The 18,716-nt window shown below is 66.3% G+C and carries 13 protein-coding genes; 4 read left to right on the top strand and 9 right to left on the bottom strand.

The window, feature by feature from the left end:
- Positions 1 to 2: 2 nt before the first annotated feature.
- From HBF32_RS03550 to HBF32_RS03565, 4 genes are all read right to left on the bottom strand, one after another.
- On the bottom strand, positions 3 to 1,826 hold the full coding sequence (locus HBF32_RS03550; RefSeq protein WP_166698248.1) for an RCC1 domain-containing protein: 1,824 nt from the start codon (positions 1,824 to 1,826) through the stop codon (positions 3 to 5).
- Positions 1,798 to 3,795: a hypothetical protein gene (locus HBF32_RS03555; protein WP_166698249.1), complete on the bottom strand. Its 1,998-nt coding sequence runs from the start codon at positions 3,793 to 3,795 to the stop codon at positions 1,798 to 1,800. The genes HBF32_RS03550 and HBF32_RS03555 overlap by 29 nt, the downstream gene beginning before the upstream one ends.
- Before the next feature lie 44 nt (positions 3,796 to 3,839).
- Positions 3,840 to 5,963 carry an RCC1 domain-containing protein gene (locus HBF32_RS03560; protein ID WP_166698250.1) on the bottom strand — a complete coding sequence of 708 codons (2,124 nt, stop codon included), beginning with the start codon at positions 5,961 to 5,963 and terminating at the stop codon, positions 3,840 to 3,842.
- Positions 5,964 to 6,464: 501 nt separating this feature from the next.
- A complete protein-coding gene (locus HBF32_RS03565) occupies positions 6,465 to 7,184 on the bottom strand; it encodes a hypothetical protein (RefSeq protein ID WP_166698251.1) in 720 nt (239 codons plus the stop codon).
- A gap of 111 nt (positions 7,185 to 7,295) precedes the next feature.
- On the opposite strand from HBF32_RS03565, the gene HBF32_RS03570 reads away from it, so the two are divergent.
- A complete protein-coding gene (locus HBF32_RS03570; RefSeq protein WP_166698252.1) occupies positions 7,296 to 7,976 on the top strand; it encodes a J domain-containing protein in 681 nt (226 codons plus the stop codon).
- Between the two features lie 64 nt (positions 7,977 to 8,040).
- Here the strand turns inward: HBF32_RS03570 and HBF32_RS03575 are convergent, their stop codons facing one another.
- The 5 genes from HBF32_RS03575 to tviB all read right to left on the bottom strand — a co-directional run bounded on the left by HBF32_RS03575 (position 8,041) and on the right by tviB (position 14,451).
- Complete coding sequence (locus HBF32_RS03575) at positions 8,041 to 9,441, bottom strand: TIGR03013 family XrtA/PEP-CTERM system glycosyltransferase (protein ID WP_166698253.1); 1,401 nt, start codon at positions 9,439 to 9,441, stop codon at positions 8,041 to 8,043.
- Positions 9,442 to 9,651: 210 nt separating this feature from the next.
- Positions 9,652 to 10,464, bottom strand: a complete 813-nt coding sequence (locus tag HBF32_RS19455) for a 4'-phosphopantetheinyl transferase superfamily protein (RefSeq protein WP_166698254.1) — start codon at positions 10,462 to 10,464, stop codon at positions 9,652 to 9,654.
- On the bottom strand, positions 10,461 to 12,125 hold the full coding sequence (locus HBF32_RS03585; protein ID WP_166698255.1) for a GMC oxidoreductase: 1,665 nt from the start codon (positions 12,123 to 12,125) through the stop codon (positions 10,461 to 10,463). The genes HBF32_RS19455 and HBF32_RS03585 overlap by 4 nt, the downstream gene beginning before the upstream one ends.
- A gap of 33 nt (positions 12,126 to 12,158) precedes the next feature.
- Positions 12,159 to 13,169 carry an NAD-dependent epimerase gene (locus HBF32_RS03590; protein WP_166698256.1) on the bottom strand — a complete coding sequence of 337 codons (1,011 nt, stop codon included), beginning with the start codon at positions 13,167 to 13,169 and terminating at the stop codon, positions 12,159 to 12,161.
- A gap of 13 nt (positions 13,170 to 13,182) precedes the next feature.
- Positions 13,183 to 14,451, bottom strand: a complete 1,269-nt coding sequence (tviB, locus tag HBF32_RS03595) for a Vi polysaccharide biosynthesis UDP-N-acetylglucosamine C-6 dehydrogenase TviB (RefSeq protein WP_240147891.1) — start codon at positions 14,449 to 14,451, stop codon at positions 13,183 to 13,185.
- 350 nt (positions 14,452 to 14,801) lie between these two features.
- Between tviB and HBF32_RS03600 the strand changes: the two genes are divergently transcribed.
- From HBF32_RS03600 to HBF32_RS03610, 3 genes are all read left to right on the top strand, one after another.
- Positions 14,802 to 15,452 carry a response regulator gene (locus HBF32_RS03600; protein WP_193570322.1) on the top strand — a complete coding sequence of 217 codons (651 nt, stop codon included), beginning with the start codon at positions 14,802 to 14,804 and terminating at the stop codon, positions 15,450 to 15,452.
- Complete coding sequence (locus HBF32_RS03605) at positions 15,449 to 17,740, top strand: ATP-binding protein (RefSeq protein ID WP_166698258.1); 2,292 nt, start codon at positions 15,449 to 15,451, stop codon at positions 17,738 to 17,740. Before HBF32_RS03600 ends, HBF32_RS03605 begins: the two co-directional genes overlap by 4 nt.
- A gap of 112 nt (positions 17,741 to 17,852) precedes the next feature.
- Positions 17,853 to 18,716, top strand: a complete 864-nt coding sequence (locus HBF32_RS03610; RefSeq protein WP_166698259.1) for an aldo/keto reductase — start codon at positions 17,853 to 17,855, stop codon at positions 18,714 to 18,716.

Here is an 18,716-nt window from a genome sequence, read left to right on the forward strand (position 1 = left end):
GCTCAGATGTAGTAATAGCGGCGTCGCCGGTGACGCGCGGACCAATCCCCGGGCGAGAACGGGTTGATCTCGCCCGGAACGATGATTTCGTTCTCCACGCTGCCGCCCCACAGCACATAGGAACCATCGTCATGACGGGCCGCGAACGAGGGGCGAACGCTCGGCGCCGCGGGATTCAGGGGCGGTGGGCGTTTGATGGAATACAGAGCGGCGATGCCCCCGCTGAGCTTTTGCGCGATGGTCGGCGGGATGCGTGGAATCTGTCCCGCGTCGAGCTGTTGCAAGGTCGCGCCCCATACGGTGACAGCGCCCTCCGTGTCGCCGCGATTCGCGACGACCCCATAGGCCCCGTTGGTGCAGGACACCGCGGTGATCCGGCTGTCCAGCAGCACATCCCGCACGGGCGGGCTCAGGTCGCCACCGCCATGGGCGAGACCCCAGGCCAGCACCTGCTTCGTGGCTCCGTTCGCATCCTGCGAGGTGAGGAAGAAGCTCGCATCGTTGGCATGCACGGTGACGATCCCGTCGACGATGTCGGCGGTCGGTCCCACACGATCCATGGACGACGCCAGGTGCGTGGCCGCCGCCTCCACCGCGTCGTCGTCGTCGGTATCGACGACGTTCTTGCGCATCTTTTCCAGGAATATCGCGCGGATGGCCGGTATCGCGCCGGACTCGGCCATCAATACCCCCATGTCGGTGTCCGAGGCCGTGTCGGGCAGCGTCCCTCCGTGGCTGGTCGCCCCCCAGGCCTCGGCATCGCCGCGGGCGTTGACCATGCAGAACGCCCAACTGGATGCCTTGCACATCACGATGTTTCCATAGGCGGCAAACACCTTCGCTCGCTCAGACATATCGCCGCCTTGTGCCGCGAGGCCCCAGCTGACGGCCTTGCCACGACGCCGGGTGATGGCGCAGAAAGCCGCGCGGGCGCCGACGATCGATTTGACGCCGTCGTCGTCGACGATGCTTGCAAAGCGGTCCGATGGAATCGTGCCGCCATGGGCCGGATTCCCCCATGGAGCGATGAGTCTGTAATCGTCGTCGATCGCGCAGAACGCGGACATGGTGGCGACGATCCGGGTGACTATCATGCCGTCCAGCATTGCCTTCGCGGCCGCGCTGATTTCACCGCCGTTGGCGCGATTCCCCCAGGCATGAACCTTTCCGCTCCTTGTCAGCACGGCGAAGGCATCGAAGGTGGAGTAGATGGATTGGGGCGGATCGTTGTAGAGCGGCAGGTGTAGCGACGCCGGCACCTCACCCCCAAAGGCCGGATTCCCTATGGCCCCCAGCCACTCGCCGTTCGCCGAACGTTGCCCGTAGATGAAGGCGAACGCACCGCCATTGGCATAGACCGAGCGAACATTTCTCAGTTTCGCCACGTCGTGGTCCGGCGCGATATTCGCCCCCCAGGGAACGAGTCGGTTACCGTCCTCGTCCGGGACGAGGAGGGCGAAGTCGCGCTCGGTGGAGAAGACCTGGGTAGCCGGATCGGCGTCGACGAGGTAAGGGCGCACGGCCGCTGGAACGGTGGCGCCGTAGCCGTCGTTGAGTCCGATGACCAGAATGTTCCGGGACTCGGGATCCCGGATCGCGAAGGCTCCGCCGGTGGATACCAGGATCCGGTCGGACGGCTCGATCGAATAGAACGAGAAGTCGCCGTACTGTTTCATGAAGCTGTTGGCGTTCTCTTCGTCGCTGATGTTCTGGAAGCGACTTCCGGCTCCGGTGCCGCGTAATCGGGTATCCATACTATGCTCGACTCGTCCGCAAAGTTTATGTCCGTGTAAACCATCACTTGTACGAATACCGGCGCAATCCACTCCTTTCTTTCATGGGTGGCAACGACGACGTCGATCCGGGAGAAAGGCCCTGGTCTTCGGGAACGAAGACCTGGTTGTTGACATTGCCACCCCACAGTACATACGTGCCGTCCCTGTGCCGCGCGGCGAACGACGGGTCGACGCGGACCGTCGTCGGGTTGACTGGAGGCTGTCGCTTGATCGAATAGACCTCGATGATGCCGCGCCTCAGCTTCTCCGCGATTTCGGGGGGAACTTTCGGAATCTCGCCGGCGTCCAGCTGCGCGAGCGTCGCGCCCCAGACGGTGACGACACCTTCGGTGGTTCCCTGGTTCGCGAGCACGGCATAGGCACCGTTCGTGCAGTAGGTCGCCGTGATCTGGCTTGCCATCAAGGTCTGCCGCGTCGCGTCGGGCATGGTGCCGCCCCCGTTGGCCTGACCCCAGACCAGAAGCCGTTCGGTCAGGCCGAATTCGTCCTGGGCGAGGAAGAAGAAGCTGGTGTCGTTCGCGTAGACGCCGACATAAGCGTTGGCCAGGCGCAAGCTAGAGGTGACACGGTCCATCGATTGCGCGAAGCGCGCAGCGGCGGCATCGATAGCCGACTCGTCGTTCACGTCGACGCCATCGTCACGCATTTTTCCACGAAAGTACGAATGGATTCCGGGTTTGACGCCGGAGCCTTGCATCAGTGCACCGAAGTCGGCCGGGTGTTGATCGTCGCTGGCGACGAATCCTTCAGCATCCCTCGGAATCGTGCCTCCCGAGCCGGCCACTCCCCACGCTTCCGCCTGACCCTGGGCATTGATCATGCAGAAGGCCCATGTCGCGGCCCTGCACAGGACGATGTTGCCGCGTGCGGCGAAATCCAGCGCATTCGCGCTCATGTTCCCGCCTTGGGTGGCATTGCCCCAGCTGACTGCCTTGGCGCGCCCTTTGGTGATGGCGCAGAACGCGTGACGCGAAGCGATGACCGACTTGGCGCCGCCCTGGTCAAGGATCGCTTCGAGACGGTCGGCCGGAATGACACCGCCGTTGGTCGTGTTTCCCCAGGGTACGAACGTGCCATCGTCGTCGATGGCGCAGAATGCCGACATGTTGCTGATGATGCGGCGCGTCACCATGCCATCGAGCCGACTCTGTGCATCCGGCCGGATGGAGCCGCCGGAGTTGATGTTGCCCCAGGCATAAACGCGCCCTTTCTCGGTAAGGACAGCGAAGGCATCGTAGGTGGCGTAGATCGCGCGCGGTGGGTCCTCGACGAGTTTAAGGTGGATGGCGTCCGGAACGACGCTGCCGAACGCGGTGCCGCCAATCGCACCGATCCATTTGTTTTCCGCGTTCATCGTGCGGTAGATATAGGCAAAGGCACCCCCGTTGGCGTATACGGCGCGCAGGTTGCGCAGCCTGGTTATGTCGTAGTTGGCCGGGATGTTCCTGCCCCATACCAGCAATTGGTTGGTGGGACCCAGGGGGACCAGTGCGCCGAAATCGCGTTCCGTGGCATATAGCACGGTGGCCGGATTGTTCTGCAGGTACGTCTTGATGCTTTCCGGGACGAGGGCACCGAAATCGTTCTGGCCTTGCACGAACACATCCGAGCTCGGCGGATCGATCAGGGAAAAGGCGCCGCCGGTGGAGACGAAGATGCGGTCCGCCGGCTCGGGTACATAGAAGGAGAAATTGCCGTGCTGCTTCATGAAGCTGTTGGTGTTTTCCTCGTCGCTGATGTTCTGGAAGCCTGAGTCGACAAGCTTCCCCGGCGAAGAAACAGGTGCGCCGATTTCCCCGGCCATGGCCACGGGCGTTACCGTGAACACGATCGTCTTTCCGGCGTATTCCGCGAGGACACGGCATTCGAGCGTCGTAGCGACGACCTCACCGTCTACCGTCCATTGGTAGGTGCTTTGGCCCTCCGGATTCTCTTCTTCGTTCTCGTATTTGTAAGCACCTCTCAGCGTCCCTCCAACAATGGCTTCGCCGACGATCATCACGTCGCGGACGGTCGGAACGGCAAGAAGGGTATCTGGCGTATTCATGGCGGTGCCTCCATGGCAAAGGGGGGAGCCGGCGAGGCATGGCTGACCTGGCCGTCCAGCGAGGAAAGATCGAGTGCGGGTTCGCCCCAGGAGACCAGCATGCCGCCGGCCGTGAGAACGATCACATGGCGATCGGGCGCGTAGACGGCCACGGCGTCATGCCCGGCGTACCGACCGCTGTTGCGCCCCCACGACATGGCGCTTCCATCCGCGAGGATGGCGGCGAAAGTACCGTAGCCGCAGGTGACGACATCGATGGTGGTGTCGACAGGCGCCGTGCCGCCTTCGCCGGGTTCGCCCCAGCACGTCGGTGTGCCGTCGGCGGACAACGCCACGAAAGCCGTCGTGGATCCCAGGACATGCATGGCCTGGGTGACCGGCCCGGGAAGCTGTCCGCCGAAGCGGGGAAGACCCCAGGCGTGGACGGTGCCGTCACGCCGCAATGCCGCGAAGGCCTGGCTTGTCGCGGCAAGCCGGACGACGTCTTCCAACATCGGCGCGATCGGCTCCGGGATGCGTCCCCCCGAATCCGTGTCCCCCCACGCAGCGACGGTTCCCCGTGCAGTGATGGCGGCGAAAGCGTGATCGTTCGCCACCAGGGCGATGGCGCCGGCGGCGGCGTTGACGCGCATGCCATAGGGCCACGGCGCGCCCCAGGCGAACACCTTTCCGTCGCGCGTGCGTGCGGCGAAGGCGGCATCGCTTCCAACGACTTCGACGATATCTTCGAGTTCCGGTGCGATGGCTGGGGGAATTTGCGCGCCGCGATCGGAGGCACCCCATGCCACGACGCGGCCATCGGCGCGCAGCGCGACGAAGGCGCCGCCGCTGGCGACTATGCCGACGATATCGCGCAGCTGTGCCGCGACGGTCGAAGGAATGAGGCCGCCAGCCAGTGGATCGCCCCAGCCCGTGACGCTGCCGTGGGCAAGCAGGGCGGCATAGGCGGAACGCGTGGTAGCGACGTGGACGACGCCTTGCGCGTTCGCAGGCGGAAGGACGTCGGGGCTACCGTAGCCATACAGCGTTCCATCGTCCCTGACGATGCAGCCACCGTCCCATTGTGGATCGGTGTTATAGGTGCCTGCGACGTTACCGGGACGCAGTATCCAGGAGCCTATGACGGCACCACCCCTGCGCAGGCTCGCCGACAGCGGGACGTGGGGATGCGTATCGACGAACGACCGCGCGACCTCGGGTGACGAGTGCGCATACGACCAGACGACCTCGTCGGCCTGTTGTGCCGGGTGCGCGCTAAGGCGCAGTGGCTGACGGTAGTAAAAGGGTGCCGATCGCGACCTTCCGCCTCGAATGATCATTTCCGGAACTTTCATGCGGACGACGAGATCCACCGGCGCCGACATGGTGGAGCGATTACCGGCGCGATCGACGATGGCATAGGTGAAAACATGCCTGCCGTCGCCGGCGAGTTCCACCGCCGCGGCCTCGAATCGGATGCAGACCGACTGGCCGACGCCGTCCAGCGCCACCTCGGCCGCAAGAAGGTTTGGCGCACCGTCGAGGTAGCCGGACAGGGCATCGCCCGCCGCCTGGCGGAAGTATGGCGCCACCGTCGCGGGCAGATATGCGTTGCCCTGGTCGTCGAGCACGAGCTGCTCGGGCGTTACGCCGTTCTTGACGACGTCGTCGGCAAAGACGGGCGGCGGCAGGGTCGCGCCGCCGGGTGGCTGCTTGTCGATCCGGAACCTGTAGACGTTGGAGACGTAGGGGTTGCTTATCGCACTGCCTTGCGCGACATAGAGTTCGAAGGCCAGATCCTCGCCGGCGGCGACATTCAGCGGTGCAAGATCCAGGTAGAGCTCGATGTCACCGGGAAAGGTGCCGACGTCGACGATATCGCTCGCGGTGAGGCGGTCAGGATCGTCGGGATCGCCACCCGGACGCATGACGAACGCCTGCGCCTTATCGTCAGTGCTCCAGTTTTGCCACTTGGGACAGGTGACCAGGATCACGCTGTCGGCCATCGCCACGGGAATGACTTTTCCCGGTTCGTCGGGCCGCGCAGGGTCGACGATCAGGTCGATTGCCGAGGGTATGTCGGGATCGACGTCGATCGGAAAGAATGGCGTGTGCCCAAATACATCAAACGACCAGGCCATTGCCTGCTCCCGATGTGCACAAGGGCGCAAGAGATCGTCTTACCGCTTCGTGAAACGCCTGGCGTTCAGGGGTATCCATACCTTTTTTGCCTCCCTTCAAGAAGACGGCACCTCGGGCCGCGTGCGGGTGCGCATCCTGCGCTTCCCTTCGGCACGTCCCTCTGCTTTTGCGCTCCTGCTTCATCCGTGGCGTCCTGGCTTTCCCGCCGCGGCTCGGGTGTCGTGGATCAAGGCTATGCTTGTGCGCGAAAAAGAAAAATACCCTTGTTGGCATGCGATGAAGCGTCCGTTTGCGGACACGCGGGATGCATGTACCTGCGCATTTTTCGCCCCTTACGATGCAAGCCGCGCCTTGACGCGATATTCGACAGTAGCATTTCTGAGACACTGTCCGGATCCGGACAGTGCTCTTGGAAATCAACGTGAATGGCCGCCAAACGATCAGTCGGTCGCGTGGCGTTTCGGTGCCGTGCACATGGATCCCTGGCTGAAGCCAAACGCTCAGCGGATAGCGATAAGCCACAGCGCGGCGCCCTGGACCGGTGCCGCCGTCCAGTGCACGCGATAGGTTCCGGCCTTGTCGACCTGGCGCCAGGCGACCGCGCCTTGCACGCCGCTTTCGTCGGGCAGCTCGGTGAACGCGTCGATCAGTTGGAAGCCATCGCCCGGAGTGACGGTCATGCGCTTGACGCCGCCGTCGCCCCACCAGAAGGCGAGCAGGGTGGCGGGACCGTCCACGTGGATCTCGTCGCTGGAAACGACGAGTGCCGGCGCGGCGTACGACTGTGCGATGGCCTGCACGCGGGTGGCGTTGCGCACCTCGACGAAGGGCAGGGAGAGCTCGCCTTTCGGTTCGCCGGGTTTGACGATCGACACGCTGTGCCCGGGCCCCCCTTTACCGTCGAGCGCCACATAGGCCTTCACGTCGAAGCGTTCGCCGTAGTTCGCGTACGTCATCGCACGGCCGAGCGAGCGCCAGCGATTGAGGTAGGTGTCGGTTGGCGTCGAGCCGTTGCTCGTGTAGCCCGCGTTGAACACGACGAATACGCTGCCCGTGGATTGCGTGTCGACGGCGCGGGTCACGGCGGGACTCACCCCAAGGCCTTCGCCCTGGCCCAGGAAGACATGCGCGCCCAGCGCCGGCGGCGGCCCGGCAAGGGTCACCGCGGGGAGGATCGATAACAGTGCCGCGGCCAGCGCGGCGAACGGGCGACGAAGCATGGCGATTCTCCAAAAGTGATACTTGTAAGCGCGGCTGGCGTGAGCGACGCTTGGGGATGCGGGCCACGCACCTTGCGGTAACTCACGCGCGTCGCCGCAGGGGAGCTTCTCGTGGCCGACGAAACCGACTTCATGGACCTGTACGGCAAGCTGCGCCTGGAGCCGGGCTGCTCGCTCGAGGACTTCAAGCGCGCGTATCGCCGCAACGTGGCGATGTGGCATCCCGACCGCCGTCGCGGCTCGCGCGCGGACCAGCTTGCCGCGGCGCGGCTGCAACGGCTCACGGCGCAATACGGCGCGGCGATGGATTTCCATCGCCGGCACGGACGGTTGCCCGGCGCACCGTTGCCGGTGCGCAGGACGGAAGGGGCGCTGACGGAGCCCGGCATCGCCGAGGCTCTGGAACCCGCGATCCCCGCACCCAAGCCCGCAGCGGCATCGCCGATACGCGCGGGATATACCGGCCATGCCAGGCGTTGGTGGCTCGTGGCGATGGCGGCGGGTGCGGCCATCCTCGCCTGGTCGTCATGGCCGGCCGACCCGGCACCGGAAGCCGAGGCCCGTCCGGTCTCCGCACCGTCCATGGAGCGGGAGACGCCGCCCGCGCCCGTGCTTGCCCTCGGCATGACGCCGGAGGATGTGGTGGCCGTCGAAGGGGAGCCGACACGGCGCGGCGAGGAACGCTGGGAGTATGGCCCGTCGTGGATTCGCTTTGAACAGGGCGAGGTGGTCGACTGGTACAGCTCGCCGCTGCGCGTGCTCCACGTCGGCGCGACGCGGCCGGGGCGCTGACCGACCCACCCATGCGACGTCGCTCCCGCGAAGGCGGGCGCCCCGTGTCTTCCGGCGGACGCCCTCACCGTGCCCCGCGGCCGAACAGGACCACCTCCACCGTCTCGATCAGGATCACCATGTCGAGGAAGAGGTTGTGGTTCTTCACATAGAACAGGTCGTATTTCAGCTTTTCCGCCGCGTCCTCCTCGGAGGCGCCGTACGGATAACTTAGCTGCGCCCAGCCGGCCAGGCCGGGCTTGATGCTGTGGCGAAGGCTGTAGAAGCGGATCTTGGTTTGCAGGTCGGATACGAACTGCGGACGCTCCGGCCGGGGTCCCACGATGCTCATGTCGCCGCGGATCACGTTCCATAGCTGTGGCAGCTCGTCGAAACGAAGCTTGCGGCAGATGCGTCCCACACGGGTCACCCGATCGTCGTTGCTGGAGGCCCAGCGCGCGACACCGTCCATTTCCGCATCGGTGCGCATGCTGCGGAACTTGTAGAGCCAGAACGTCCGGCCGTGCTCGCCCACGCGCTCCTGGCGATACAGGATGGGCTGGCCGCGGCCGGATTCGAGGCGGATCGCCAGCGCCACGCCGAGCATGATCGGCCAGCAGAGCAGGGCGATCAGCGACGAGGCGGCGAGGTCGAAGCCGCGCTTGAGGAAGACGGCCAGCGGCGCGGCGTTGAAGCCGCCGGAGAAGACCAGCCACGACGGGTCGAGCATGGTCAGTTGCACGCGTCCCGCCTCGCGCTCCACGAAGGTCGTGAGGTCGGTGATCTGTACGCCGAGCTGGCGACAGGCCAGCAGGTCGTCCATCGGCAGGCTGCCGCGGCGGTCGTCCACGCCGACGACGATTTCGTCCAGTTTCTCGCGCCGCGCGAGTTCGGCGAGCGAACCGGCCGGGATCACCAGCAGGTTCTCCGGGATGGCCACCGTTTCGTTGGGGCCGTGCACGTAGCCGAGCAGGCAGAAGCCGCGCCTGTCGGAACGGCGGCGCATGCGGTTGTGGATTTGCGCGGCACGCTCGCCGGCACCCAGCACGAGCACGCGGCGCTTCAGCGATTCCATTTCCACCAGGCGCATGAACAGCGCACGGAAGCCGGCGGTGGCGATGAACGCGATGACAAGCGCCATGCCCAGCACGCCGCGGCCGACATACGCCTGGGGAACCACGTAGTAGCCCACGACCAGGGCGAGGCCGCCGAGAGCGAAGGCGATGGCGTGGCGCGCGAGCTGGCCGCGCCAGCTCATGCGCAGCGTGGCGCGGTATTCGCCGAGTGCCGCCATGCTGAGGAAGATCACGATGGCGAACATCGTTGCCCTCGCCATCACGGAATGCGACGAGGCGGCGAGGTCTTCGGGCGAAGGAGCGAAACGGATCCAGGTGGCCGCGTTGAGCGAGGCGGCGAGAAGCAACAGTTCGCAGCTACCCAGCAGGGTGAGCCAGCGCACGATCGGCTGTCTGAACAGGCGGATCATCGGTCGTTCCCCTCGATGCACGCTTCCTGCCGCGTGCGGATATACCAAGGCTAGGTACCGTGGCGCGGTGTGTCGATTGCACTTCCGGTCGGCACACGGCTAGTCCGAATGGCTGTCTGTATCGATGGCGATACATAGGGGAACCGGCCATGCCGGCCAGCGTGCCGCGAGTACCCATCGCCGCTGAAGCGGCTCCCACAAAAACAGTGGCTACCGTGGTTGGGACAACAGGTGCAGGCGGATATCGCAGACGGCCGATGGCGCGGCCAGCGCGGCGATCCAGTGCTCCCCGCTGCGCAGGTTGCGCGTATGGCAAGGCGGATAGTGCAGGGCCGACGCGGGGGGCATCAGGGGATGGGTGGACGGAGCGGGCACCGTCGCCGGGTCGGTCAGCAGTCCCACGCCGAAAGCCTTCAGCAGCGCTTCCTTGCGGGTCCACAGCTCGAGCAGCGCGCGTGCCTTCCGCGCCGCGTCCAGCCTGGCCAGTTCGGCGCATTCCTCGCGGGTGCAGAACATCGGCATCAGGGCTTCCAGGTCGATGCGCGGCGGCCATTGCTCGATGTCCACGCCGACCGTGGCGGCGGGGCAGACCGTGAGCGCGACCAGATCGCCGCTGTGGCTGAGGCTGGTCGACAAGGCCGTGCCGGCGAGACGCGGCTGGCCGTCCGCCGTGGTCGCCAGCGGGACTTCGCGCGGATCGATGTCGAGGCACCTGCCCAGCGCCACGCGCCATGCGGCGTGGGCCAGTGTGTAGGTGTCGCGGTCGCGGCGGAAGCGGAAACGCGCCGCACGGGTAAGTTCGCGGCGATCGAGCAGGTGTGTTGCCTCGGCCATATGGGCGGTCATCGTGCGCGCTTCGAAGACGAGAACGCTGGCCTGGTCGGCGCGCGGCGCTTCGAAACCGGCGTTGCACAGGACGCCGGCAATCCCTGTAGGAGCCGCCATGGCGGCGAGGGCACGCTTGCCACTGTGGCGCAAGGTCTCCTCGCCGCCATGGCGGCTCCTGCAGGGGGCGGGCGTCACGCGATGCCTCCGCTTGCGCTCAGCAACACGCGAAGCTGATCGGCGAGGCGCAGGCTGAGCGCCACGATGGTGAAGGTGGGGAAAGCCCAGCCACCCGTGGGGAACACCGAGCTGCCGGCGATGTGCAGGTTGGACATGCCGTGCACCTTGCCGTCGGGGTCTACCACACCGGTCGACGGGTCCGTCGACATGCGCGTCGTCCCCAGGTGGTGAGCGGTGCCGTGCACTTCCGGCGCGGCGTCGCCGATGGCCCACGCCGCGGGCTCGAAGCGTCCGTTGCACGCCGCGGCCAGCCGTTCGCCCGCGATCATCGTCGTGGTCCGCCATGTGTGCCGGTCCAGGTCGTTGAGTCGCCAGTCGATCCGCACACGGCGGAGCCCGAGCGCATCCGTCCGGTCGCCGAGCGTCACGCGGCTGTCGCGCTGCGGCGCCTGTTCGAAGAAGCCCACCAGTTCCGCGCGGTCGCTGCGCACCGTCGGCCGGTCGGCGATCTTCTGCGCCAGCGCTTTCATGATGTCGCCCATGTGCAGTCCGAGCCGCATAGCGCTCACGACGAGGTTCTGCTGGGTCGCGACGGCCGCGTCTCCCGGGCCGTTCTGCAGGGCGGCACACAGACGCGCCTCGAGCAGCGTGGCTTCGTCGTGCCGGGGCGGCCGCAGCGCGGCGCGTACGTCGCGCAAGGCGCGAATGCCGCGCGGCACACGTCCTTCCACCGCGAACGGATGCACGCGGGCGTTGAGGGTGCGATGGGCACGCTGCGCGTCGAAAGACAGGCCGATCTCCGGCGAGAGCGGCGCGCGCGTCTTGCCGACGGTGCGTTCGTAAGGCCGGGTGAGCCGGTCGGGATCGTCCGAACGGACGCTGCCGATCGTGCCGCTGGGATGGTCCATGAAATACCGGCCGACCAGATCGTGGTCGTTGCCGAGACCTGCCGGCGCCACGCTGTCGGAAAGGAGGAGGAGGCGGGCGTTCTCGATGCCGCCGGCCGCCAATACGTAATGACGCGCGGAGACCCGGCCGCGGCGGCCGTCCAGGCCCCCGATGCGGGCGCCGGTCACCGTCCTTGCCTCGGCCGTCGATTCGAGTTCCATGACGTTGGCATGGAGGAGCACGGTGATGTTCGGCGCCTGGTCCAGTGCCTCGCGGTATGCCTCGCCGAACATGATCGGGCTGCGCGCGAAAACGAAGTTTTCCAGCGCCTCGGGATCGAGGTCGAGCGGCCGGCGTGGCGGCGGACCGTCGAAGGCGCCGGGGCCGAAACCGTGTGCCGGATCGATGCGGCAGAACTCGCTTGCCCGTCGATACCAGGGCGCCAGGTCCGCGTAACGCAAGGGCCAGCCACTGTCCGGTACCCAATCCCGTGCCGACAGGTCGCCGTCGGAGAGAGGTATGCAGCCACCGCCCCATAAGGTGCAGCTGCCGCCGAACACGCGCATGCGCGACGTTCCCGCGTCGAGCGGAAGGTCGCCGGTCGAGTCGCCGTCGTAGAGCGACTGGCTTCGATCCTCGCCGGAGAGGCCGCCGCCTTCGATCAGGCACACCGTGATGGACGAGCCGATGAAGGTGCGGGCCATCGCGATACCGGCCGGACCCGCGCCGACGATGCACAGGTCGGCCTGGATGTCGCCGGGGGCGGCCGGGTCGAGGTAGTCGAAGATCACGACACGTCTCCGCGCGCGAATGCGCTGTTCTTCTTATGCACGGTAGTATCCCCTGTACCAGTCCACGAAGCGGCCGACGCCTTCCTGCACGTCCACCTTCGGCGCATGGCCGGTAGCCTGGACGAGGGCCGAGACGTTGGCTTCGGTATCCGGGACGTCGCCCGGTTGCAGCGGCAGCATGTCCAGCCGCGCCGTCTTGCCGAGGCATCTCTCGAGCACTTCGATGTAACGGAGCAGTTCCACCGGCTTCTCGTTGCCGATGTTGAAGATCCGGTAAGGCGCCACGCCACTGGTGCCCGGATCGGGTCGTTCGCCCGACCAGTGCGGTTCCGGCGCGGGCACGTTTTCCAACGTGCCGAGCACACCGTCGACGATGTCGTCCACGTAGGTAAAACTGCGTTTGTGCCGGCCATGGTTGAAAACGCGAACCGGTTCGCCCGCGAGAATCGCCTTCGTGAACAGGAACAGGGCCATGTCGGGACGGCCCCAGGGCCCGTAGACGGTGAAGAACCGCAGGCCGGTGCAGGGCAGGCGGTACAGGTGGGCATAGGCATGCGCCATCTGTTCGTTGGCCTTCTTGGTGGCGGCGTAGAGGGTGAGCGGGTGTTCCGTCGGCTGGTGCTCCGAGAACGGCATGCGCGTGTTCGCGCCATAGACGGAGCTGGTGGAAGCGAACACGAGGTGCTCGACCCCTGTGTGGCGACAGCCTTCCAGCACATGCAGGAACCCGGTGACGTTGCTCGAGACATAGACGTGCGGGTTCTGGGCGGCATAGCGCACGCCCGCCTGCGCGGCGAGGTGTATCACGCGCCGTGGCCGGTGGGTGGCGAATACCTGTTCCATCGCCTCGCGGTCGGCCAGGTCCGCATGCACGTGCGTGTAACCGGGCTTGCCCTGGATGCGGGCCAGTCGCGCCTTCTTGAGTTCGACGTCGTAATAGTCGGAAAGATTGTCGAGGCCGACGACCTCCTCGCCACGCTCCAGCAGGCGGGTCGCCACGTGGTAGCCGATGAAGCCCGCGGTGCCGGTGACCAGGATCTTCATACGGCGTCCCGGGTTAGAGCCGGCCGTCGACAGCGTCGCGAGGCAGGACGTATTTCACGTCGTACACCACCGACAGGGGCTTGCCGAAAGCGCGGATGCCCTCCGCGCCCATTGCGACGAATTCGCGGTGACCCACGGCCACCACGACGGCGTCATAGGCTCCGTGTGCCGGCTCGGCGACCGGATCGATGTCGTATTCGTGCCGCGCATCCGCGGCGCGTACCCAGGGATCGTGCACGTCCACCGCGACGCCGTAACCGCCCAGGGCGCCCACGATGTCCACCACGCGGGTATTGCGCAGGTCCGGGCAGTTCTCCTTGAAGGCGAGGCCCAGCACCAGCACGCGCGCATGCACGGGGTTGATGCCCTTGCGCACCATGAGCTTCACGAGCTCGCCGGCAATGTACGGGCCCATGCCGTCGTTGGTGCGGCGCCCGGCCAGGATCACGTCCGGATGGTGGCCGACCTGCTGGGCCTTGTGCGTCAGGTAGTACGGATCGACGCTGATGCAGTGGCCGCCGACCAGCCCGGGCCGGAAGGGAAGGAAGTTCCACTTCGTACCGGCGGCCTCGAGCACTTCCAGGGTATCGATGCCCAGCTTGTTGAAAAGGATGGCGAGGTCGTTGACCAGGGCGATATTGAGGTCGCGCTGGGTGTTCTCGATGACCTTGGCGGCTTCGGCCACCTTCAGGCAACTGGCGCGATGGGTGCCGGCACCGATCACGGAGCGGTACAGCGCGTCCACGAAGTCCGCGGCCTCGGGCGTCGAGCCCGAGGTCACCTTGAGAATACTGCTCACCCGGTGGGTCTTGTCGCCCGGGTTGATGCGCTCCGGACTGTAACCGGCGAAGAAGTCGCGGTTGAAAACCAGCCCCGAGCCGCGCTCGAGGATGGGTACGCAGATTTCTTCGGTGCAGCCGGGGTAGACCGTGGACTCGTAGACGACGACGTCGCCGGGCTTGAGAACCTTCGCCAGGGTTTCGCTGGCGCGGACCAGGGGGGTCAGGTCGGGCCGGCGCGCCTCGTCGATCGGCGTGGGAACCGTGACGATATAGACGTCGCATCCGGCCAGGTCCTCGAGACGGGAGGAATAGCCGAGGCGAGAGGCCTCGGCCAGCTCGGCGGCGTCCACCTCGAGGGTGGCGTCGTGACCGGCGCGCAGTTCCTCGATGCGGCCCGGGCGGATATCGAAGCCGACGGTGGCATAACGCTTGCCGAACTCCACGGCCAGGGGAAGTCCCACGTAACCGAGTCCGACGATGCCCACGCGCACCGTCTCCAACGGGCGATCCACGAAGCCGGCCGGTGTCCCCCAGGGCCTGGCGTTCGCGATGGGTTCAGCCACGCCGGCCGTGCCGGCGGCTGTTCTGCGGCTCTCTGTGTCCATGCCCGCGTTCACCCCTATGCATCGAAAAACCCCGCCTTGCGGGGACGACGAAAGCGTAGCAACGGGAGTCGAAATTGCCTGTATGGCTTACGGAGGTGGACGAATGGCCGATACCGCGTAGTCGGAGCGCCTTGAGACCTCGAATGAGAACGTTTACAAGGGGTGCGCGCCGATATATGGTTCATCCGGCATCGTCCACGAACGTGGGCTATTTGATAGACAATAGCTGGGTACCTGGTCCATTCATGTCCGCGCGATCCTACATCGGCTCTGTGCGCGTGGCCTTGCTGGACGATCATGCGCTCGTCCTCAAGGGGTTGATCGCGCATCTCGAGAAATCCCCGTCGATCACGATCGTCGGGAGCCATGCGAGCAGCCGTCCGTTCCGCGCCATGCTCGCCACCATGCCCGTCGACGTCGCCATCGTCGACTATTCCCTCGCGCTGGACGACATCGACGGCATCGCGCTCATCAAGCTGCTGCGCGCGTCCTATCCGAAAATGAAGATCCTGGTGATCTCCGCGCACGAGCAAGGCCTGGTCATCCACAGCCTCCGTCTGGCGGGTGCCGACGGGTTCGTGGCGAAGAGCCAGGAACCGGACGACGTGATCCGGGCGATCGACGCGGTGATGACGGGCCGGGAATACCTTCCACCGCGCGACGACGACAAGGGCGAGACGCCCGCGCTCGTGGCCTTGTCGCCGCGCGAATGGGAGGTGATCCGCCAGCTGCTCGAAGGACTGACGGTCGGTCAGATCGCGTCCCGCTCCGGTCGCAGCCTGAAAACGATCAGCACGCAGAAGTCGGCCGCTTTCCGAAAACTACGGATTTCCTCAGACAACGAGCTTTACCTGCTCCGCGACTACATCCTCGCGTTGGACGGTGGCCCGGCGTGAGGCGCCTGCTGGTCGTCGTCTTCGCGCTGTTCGCCCTGGCCGTCACCGCCGCGGAACCGCCGCGGCCCGATGCGGAGGCGCGCAAGCGCTGGATCGCCGCGCACCCCACGCTGCGTATCGCGGTGGATCCGCAGCAGGGTTCGGAGATCAGCGGCAGCTGGGCCAATCCCCTGGTGAGCCAGTACCTCGAGCTGGTCTCGCGGCATACGGGATTGCGCTTCGTCACCGTGCGCACCAAGTCGTGGGAGGAGTCGGTCCGCGCGTTCAAGGAGAAACGCGTCGATATGCTGCCCTCGCTCAGCGACCGCTTGCTCGCCGCCGACGTCGGCGACGAGGCGCTGGTATCGAAGGCGTTCTACGTGGGCCGCACGGTCATCATCAGCCGCATGGTCGGTCCGGCGGAACTGGACATGCACGCGCTCGAAGGACGCACGGTGGCCTTCAAGGGCGGCGGGGTCTACGAGTCCTGGCTGCGCCGCGAACATCCGTCGATCGCGCGGCTTCCGTTGGTCGACATGCACCAGGTACTGGCCGCCGTGGAGAGCGGCATCGCCGATGCCGGCATCGGCGTCGACGTGGCCTACCACCCGATGGTGCGCCGCGATTACGCACTGAGCCTGCGCATCGCCGGCAACGTGACCGAGATGCCAGTCAGCGTGCGCGTGGCCGTGCGCAAGGATGCCCCGGAGTTGCTCGCGATCCTCGACGACAGCCGGGGCGCCATCAGCCCCGACGACAACCGGGCGATCATCGAGCGCTGGCTCGAGACCGCCTACCTGCGCGCGCCGACCCTGTCGCAGGTGGCCTCGGCCTACCGCATCGAGATTGCCCTGGGCGCGGCCCTGATCGTGGTGCTGATCTTCGCCATCTGGCAGCTACGGCGGGCACAGCTGGCCTCGCGCCGCGGCGAGCGGCAGAAGACCATGCTGCTCGCGGTGATGAGCCACGAGGTACGCAACGCGGTGAACGCCGTGACGTCGTCGGTGGAACTGCTTTCGCGCACGCCGATGGCCGGCGCGCAACGCGATCTCATGGCCATCGCGCAGTCGAGCAGCCGCAGCCTTCAGAATCTCCTTAAGAGCGCGCTCGATTACAGCCGCTCCGAGAGCGAAGGCTTCACGCCCGACCTCACGGCGTGCGACGTCGTCTCCGTGGCACGCGAGGTCATCGACGGACAGCGTGCGGCCATCGAGCACAAGCGGCTGGCCGTGCGCCTCGACCTGCCGATGGGGCCGTTGCCCTGGCTGCTGCTCGACCAGACCCGCGTGCGCCAGCTCATGGAGAACCTGCTGTCGAACGCCGTGAAGTTCACGGAAAGCGGCCACGTGGGCATCGCGCTCTGGCAGACCGCGAACGAAGCCACGGACGAGGTTCGCCACCTCGTGCTCGAGGTCTTCGATACCGGCATTGGCATCCCGCCGGAACGGCAACGGGAGCTGTTCCGGCCCTTTTCCCAGGCGCATGGCGTTCACTCGAAACGGCTCGGGGGTACGGGGCTTGGCCTCGGGATCTGCGCGGAGATGGTGCGCCACCTCGGCGGCCGGCTGGAGCTCAGCAGCGACGAGGGCACGGGTACGGCGGTGCGCATCGAGCTGCCGACCAGCCGCGTCCCCGTGGCGCCGCCGGAGGAGCGCGCTCCGGCGCCGGACGGGGATGCCACGCCGGAGCCGAAGGGAATCGTCCTTCTCGTGGAGGACCATCCGGCCAACCGGCAGATCATCGCGGCGCAGCTGAAGTTCCTCGGCTACGACACGCACGCCGTGGATCATGGACAGGCCGCGATCGACGCCTTCGTCCCCGGGCGCTTCGCCGGCGTGCTGCTGGACTGCGAATTGCCGGACATGCAGGGTTATGACATCGCCGCCGAGCTGCGCGCGCGGGAGGCGGCGGCCGGCGGCCTGCATACGCGCTTCATCGCCATCTCGGCCAACGACGGCGAGGCGCATGTGCGCCGCTGCGAGGAAAGCGGCATCGACACGGTGCTGGGCAAACCGCTCTCGCTGGACGGCCTCCGGGACGCCTTCGCCGGTGCGCGCGGCACCTCGATCGCCGAGCGTACGTTTCGTGAAGAGGCCTTGCGGGATATCGCCGCCATCCGGACGGCCCTGCAGGATGCCGCGCCCGAACGGGCCCTGCACGTCACGCACCGCCTGAAGGGCGCCGCGCTCGTCCTCGGCGAGCGGGCGCTGGCCGGGGAGGTGGAGCGGGTGGAAGAGCTCCTGCTGGCACGCCCGGTGTCGCGCGGCGACATCGACGCCTTGCTGAACGGGATCGGCGAGCGCTTGTAGCGCCAAGACAGCGGTCGCGGTTTTTTTCGAATCTTCCGCCGGGCCCTTTAGACGGTCGGCGCCGTCCCAATGTCGACATGATCCCCTTCATCCCACCCAGTGGAGCCTACCCATGAGCACCATCGATGCATCGGCAAGCGGCACGTTCAAGATCGGCGGCGACCTCGAGGTCAACCGCCTCGGTTTCGGCGCCATGCGCATTACCGGCAAGGGCATATGGGGCGACCCGGCCGACCCGAAGGCGGCGCGCGAAACGCTGAAGAGGCTGCCCGGGCTCGGCGTGAACCTTATCGATACCGCCGACAGTTACGGGCCGTACGTGAGCGAGGACCTGATCCGCGAGGTTCTGCATCCGTACAAGGGCATGGTGATCGCGACGAAGGGCGGGCTTACCCGTCACGGTCCGGACATCTGGGCGCCGCTGGGTCGTCCCGAATACCTGCGCCAATGCGTGCTCATGAGCATGCGCCGCCTCGGCGTGGACTGCATCGACCTCTGGCAGCTTCATCGCATCGATGCCAAGGTCCCGCGCGACGAGCAGTTCGGCGTCATCCGCGACATGCAGCAAGAGGGCCTCATCCGCCACGTGGGCCTTTCCGAGGTGAACGTGGAAGAGATCCAGGCGGCCGCGACGTTCTTCAAGATCGTGACGGTGCAGAACCTCTACAACCTGGGCAACCGTCAGAGCGAGGCCGTGCTGGATTACTGCACCAAGGAGGGCATCGGCTTCATCCCGTGGTTCCCACTGGCCGCCGGCGAACTGGCGAAGGAAGGTTCCGTCCTTTCCGCCATCTCCAAGAAGCTCGGCGCGACCGACAGCCAGGTAGCCCTGGCATGGCTGCTGAAGCGTTCGCCGGTCATGCTGCCGATTCCGGGAACAGGCAGCCCGGATCACCTCGAAGAGAACATCAAGGGGGCTTCGCTGAAGCTTTCCGAGGAAGACTTCGAGGCGTTGGAGCACGCCGTGAAGAACTAA

The organism is Luteibacter yeojuensis (genome assembly GCF_011742875.1).
GTDB classification, from domain to species: domain Bacteria; phylum Pseudomonadota; class Gammaproteobacteria; order Xanthomonadales; family Rhodanobacteraceae; genus Luteibacter; species Luteibacter yeojuensis.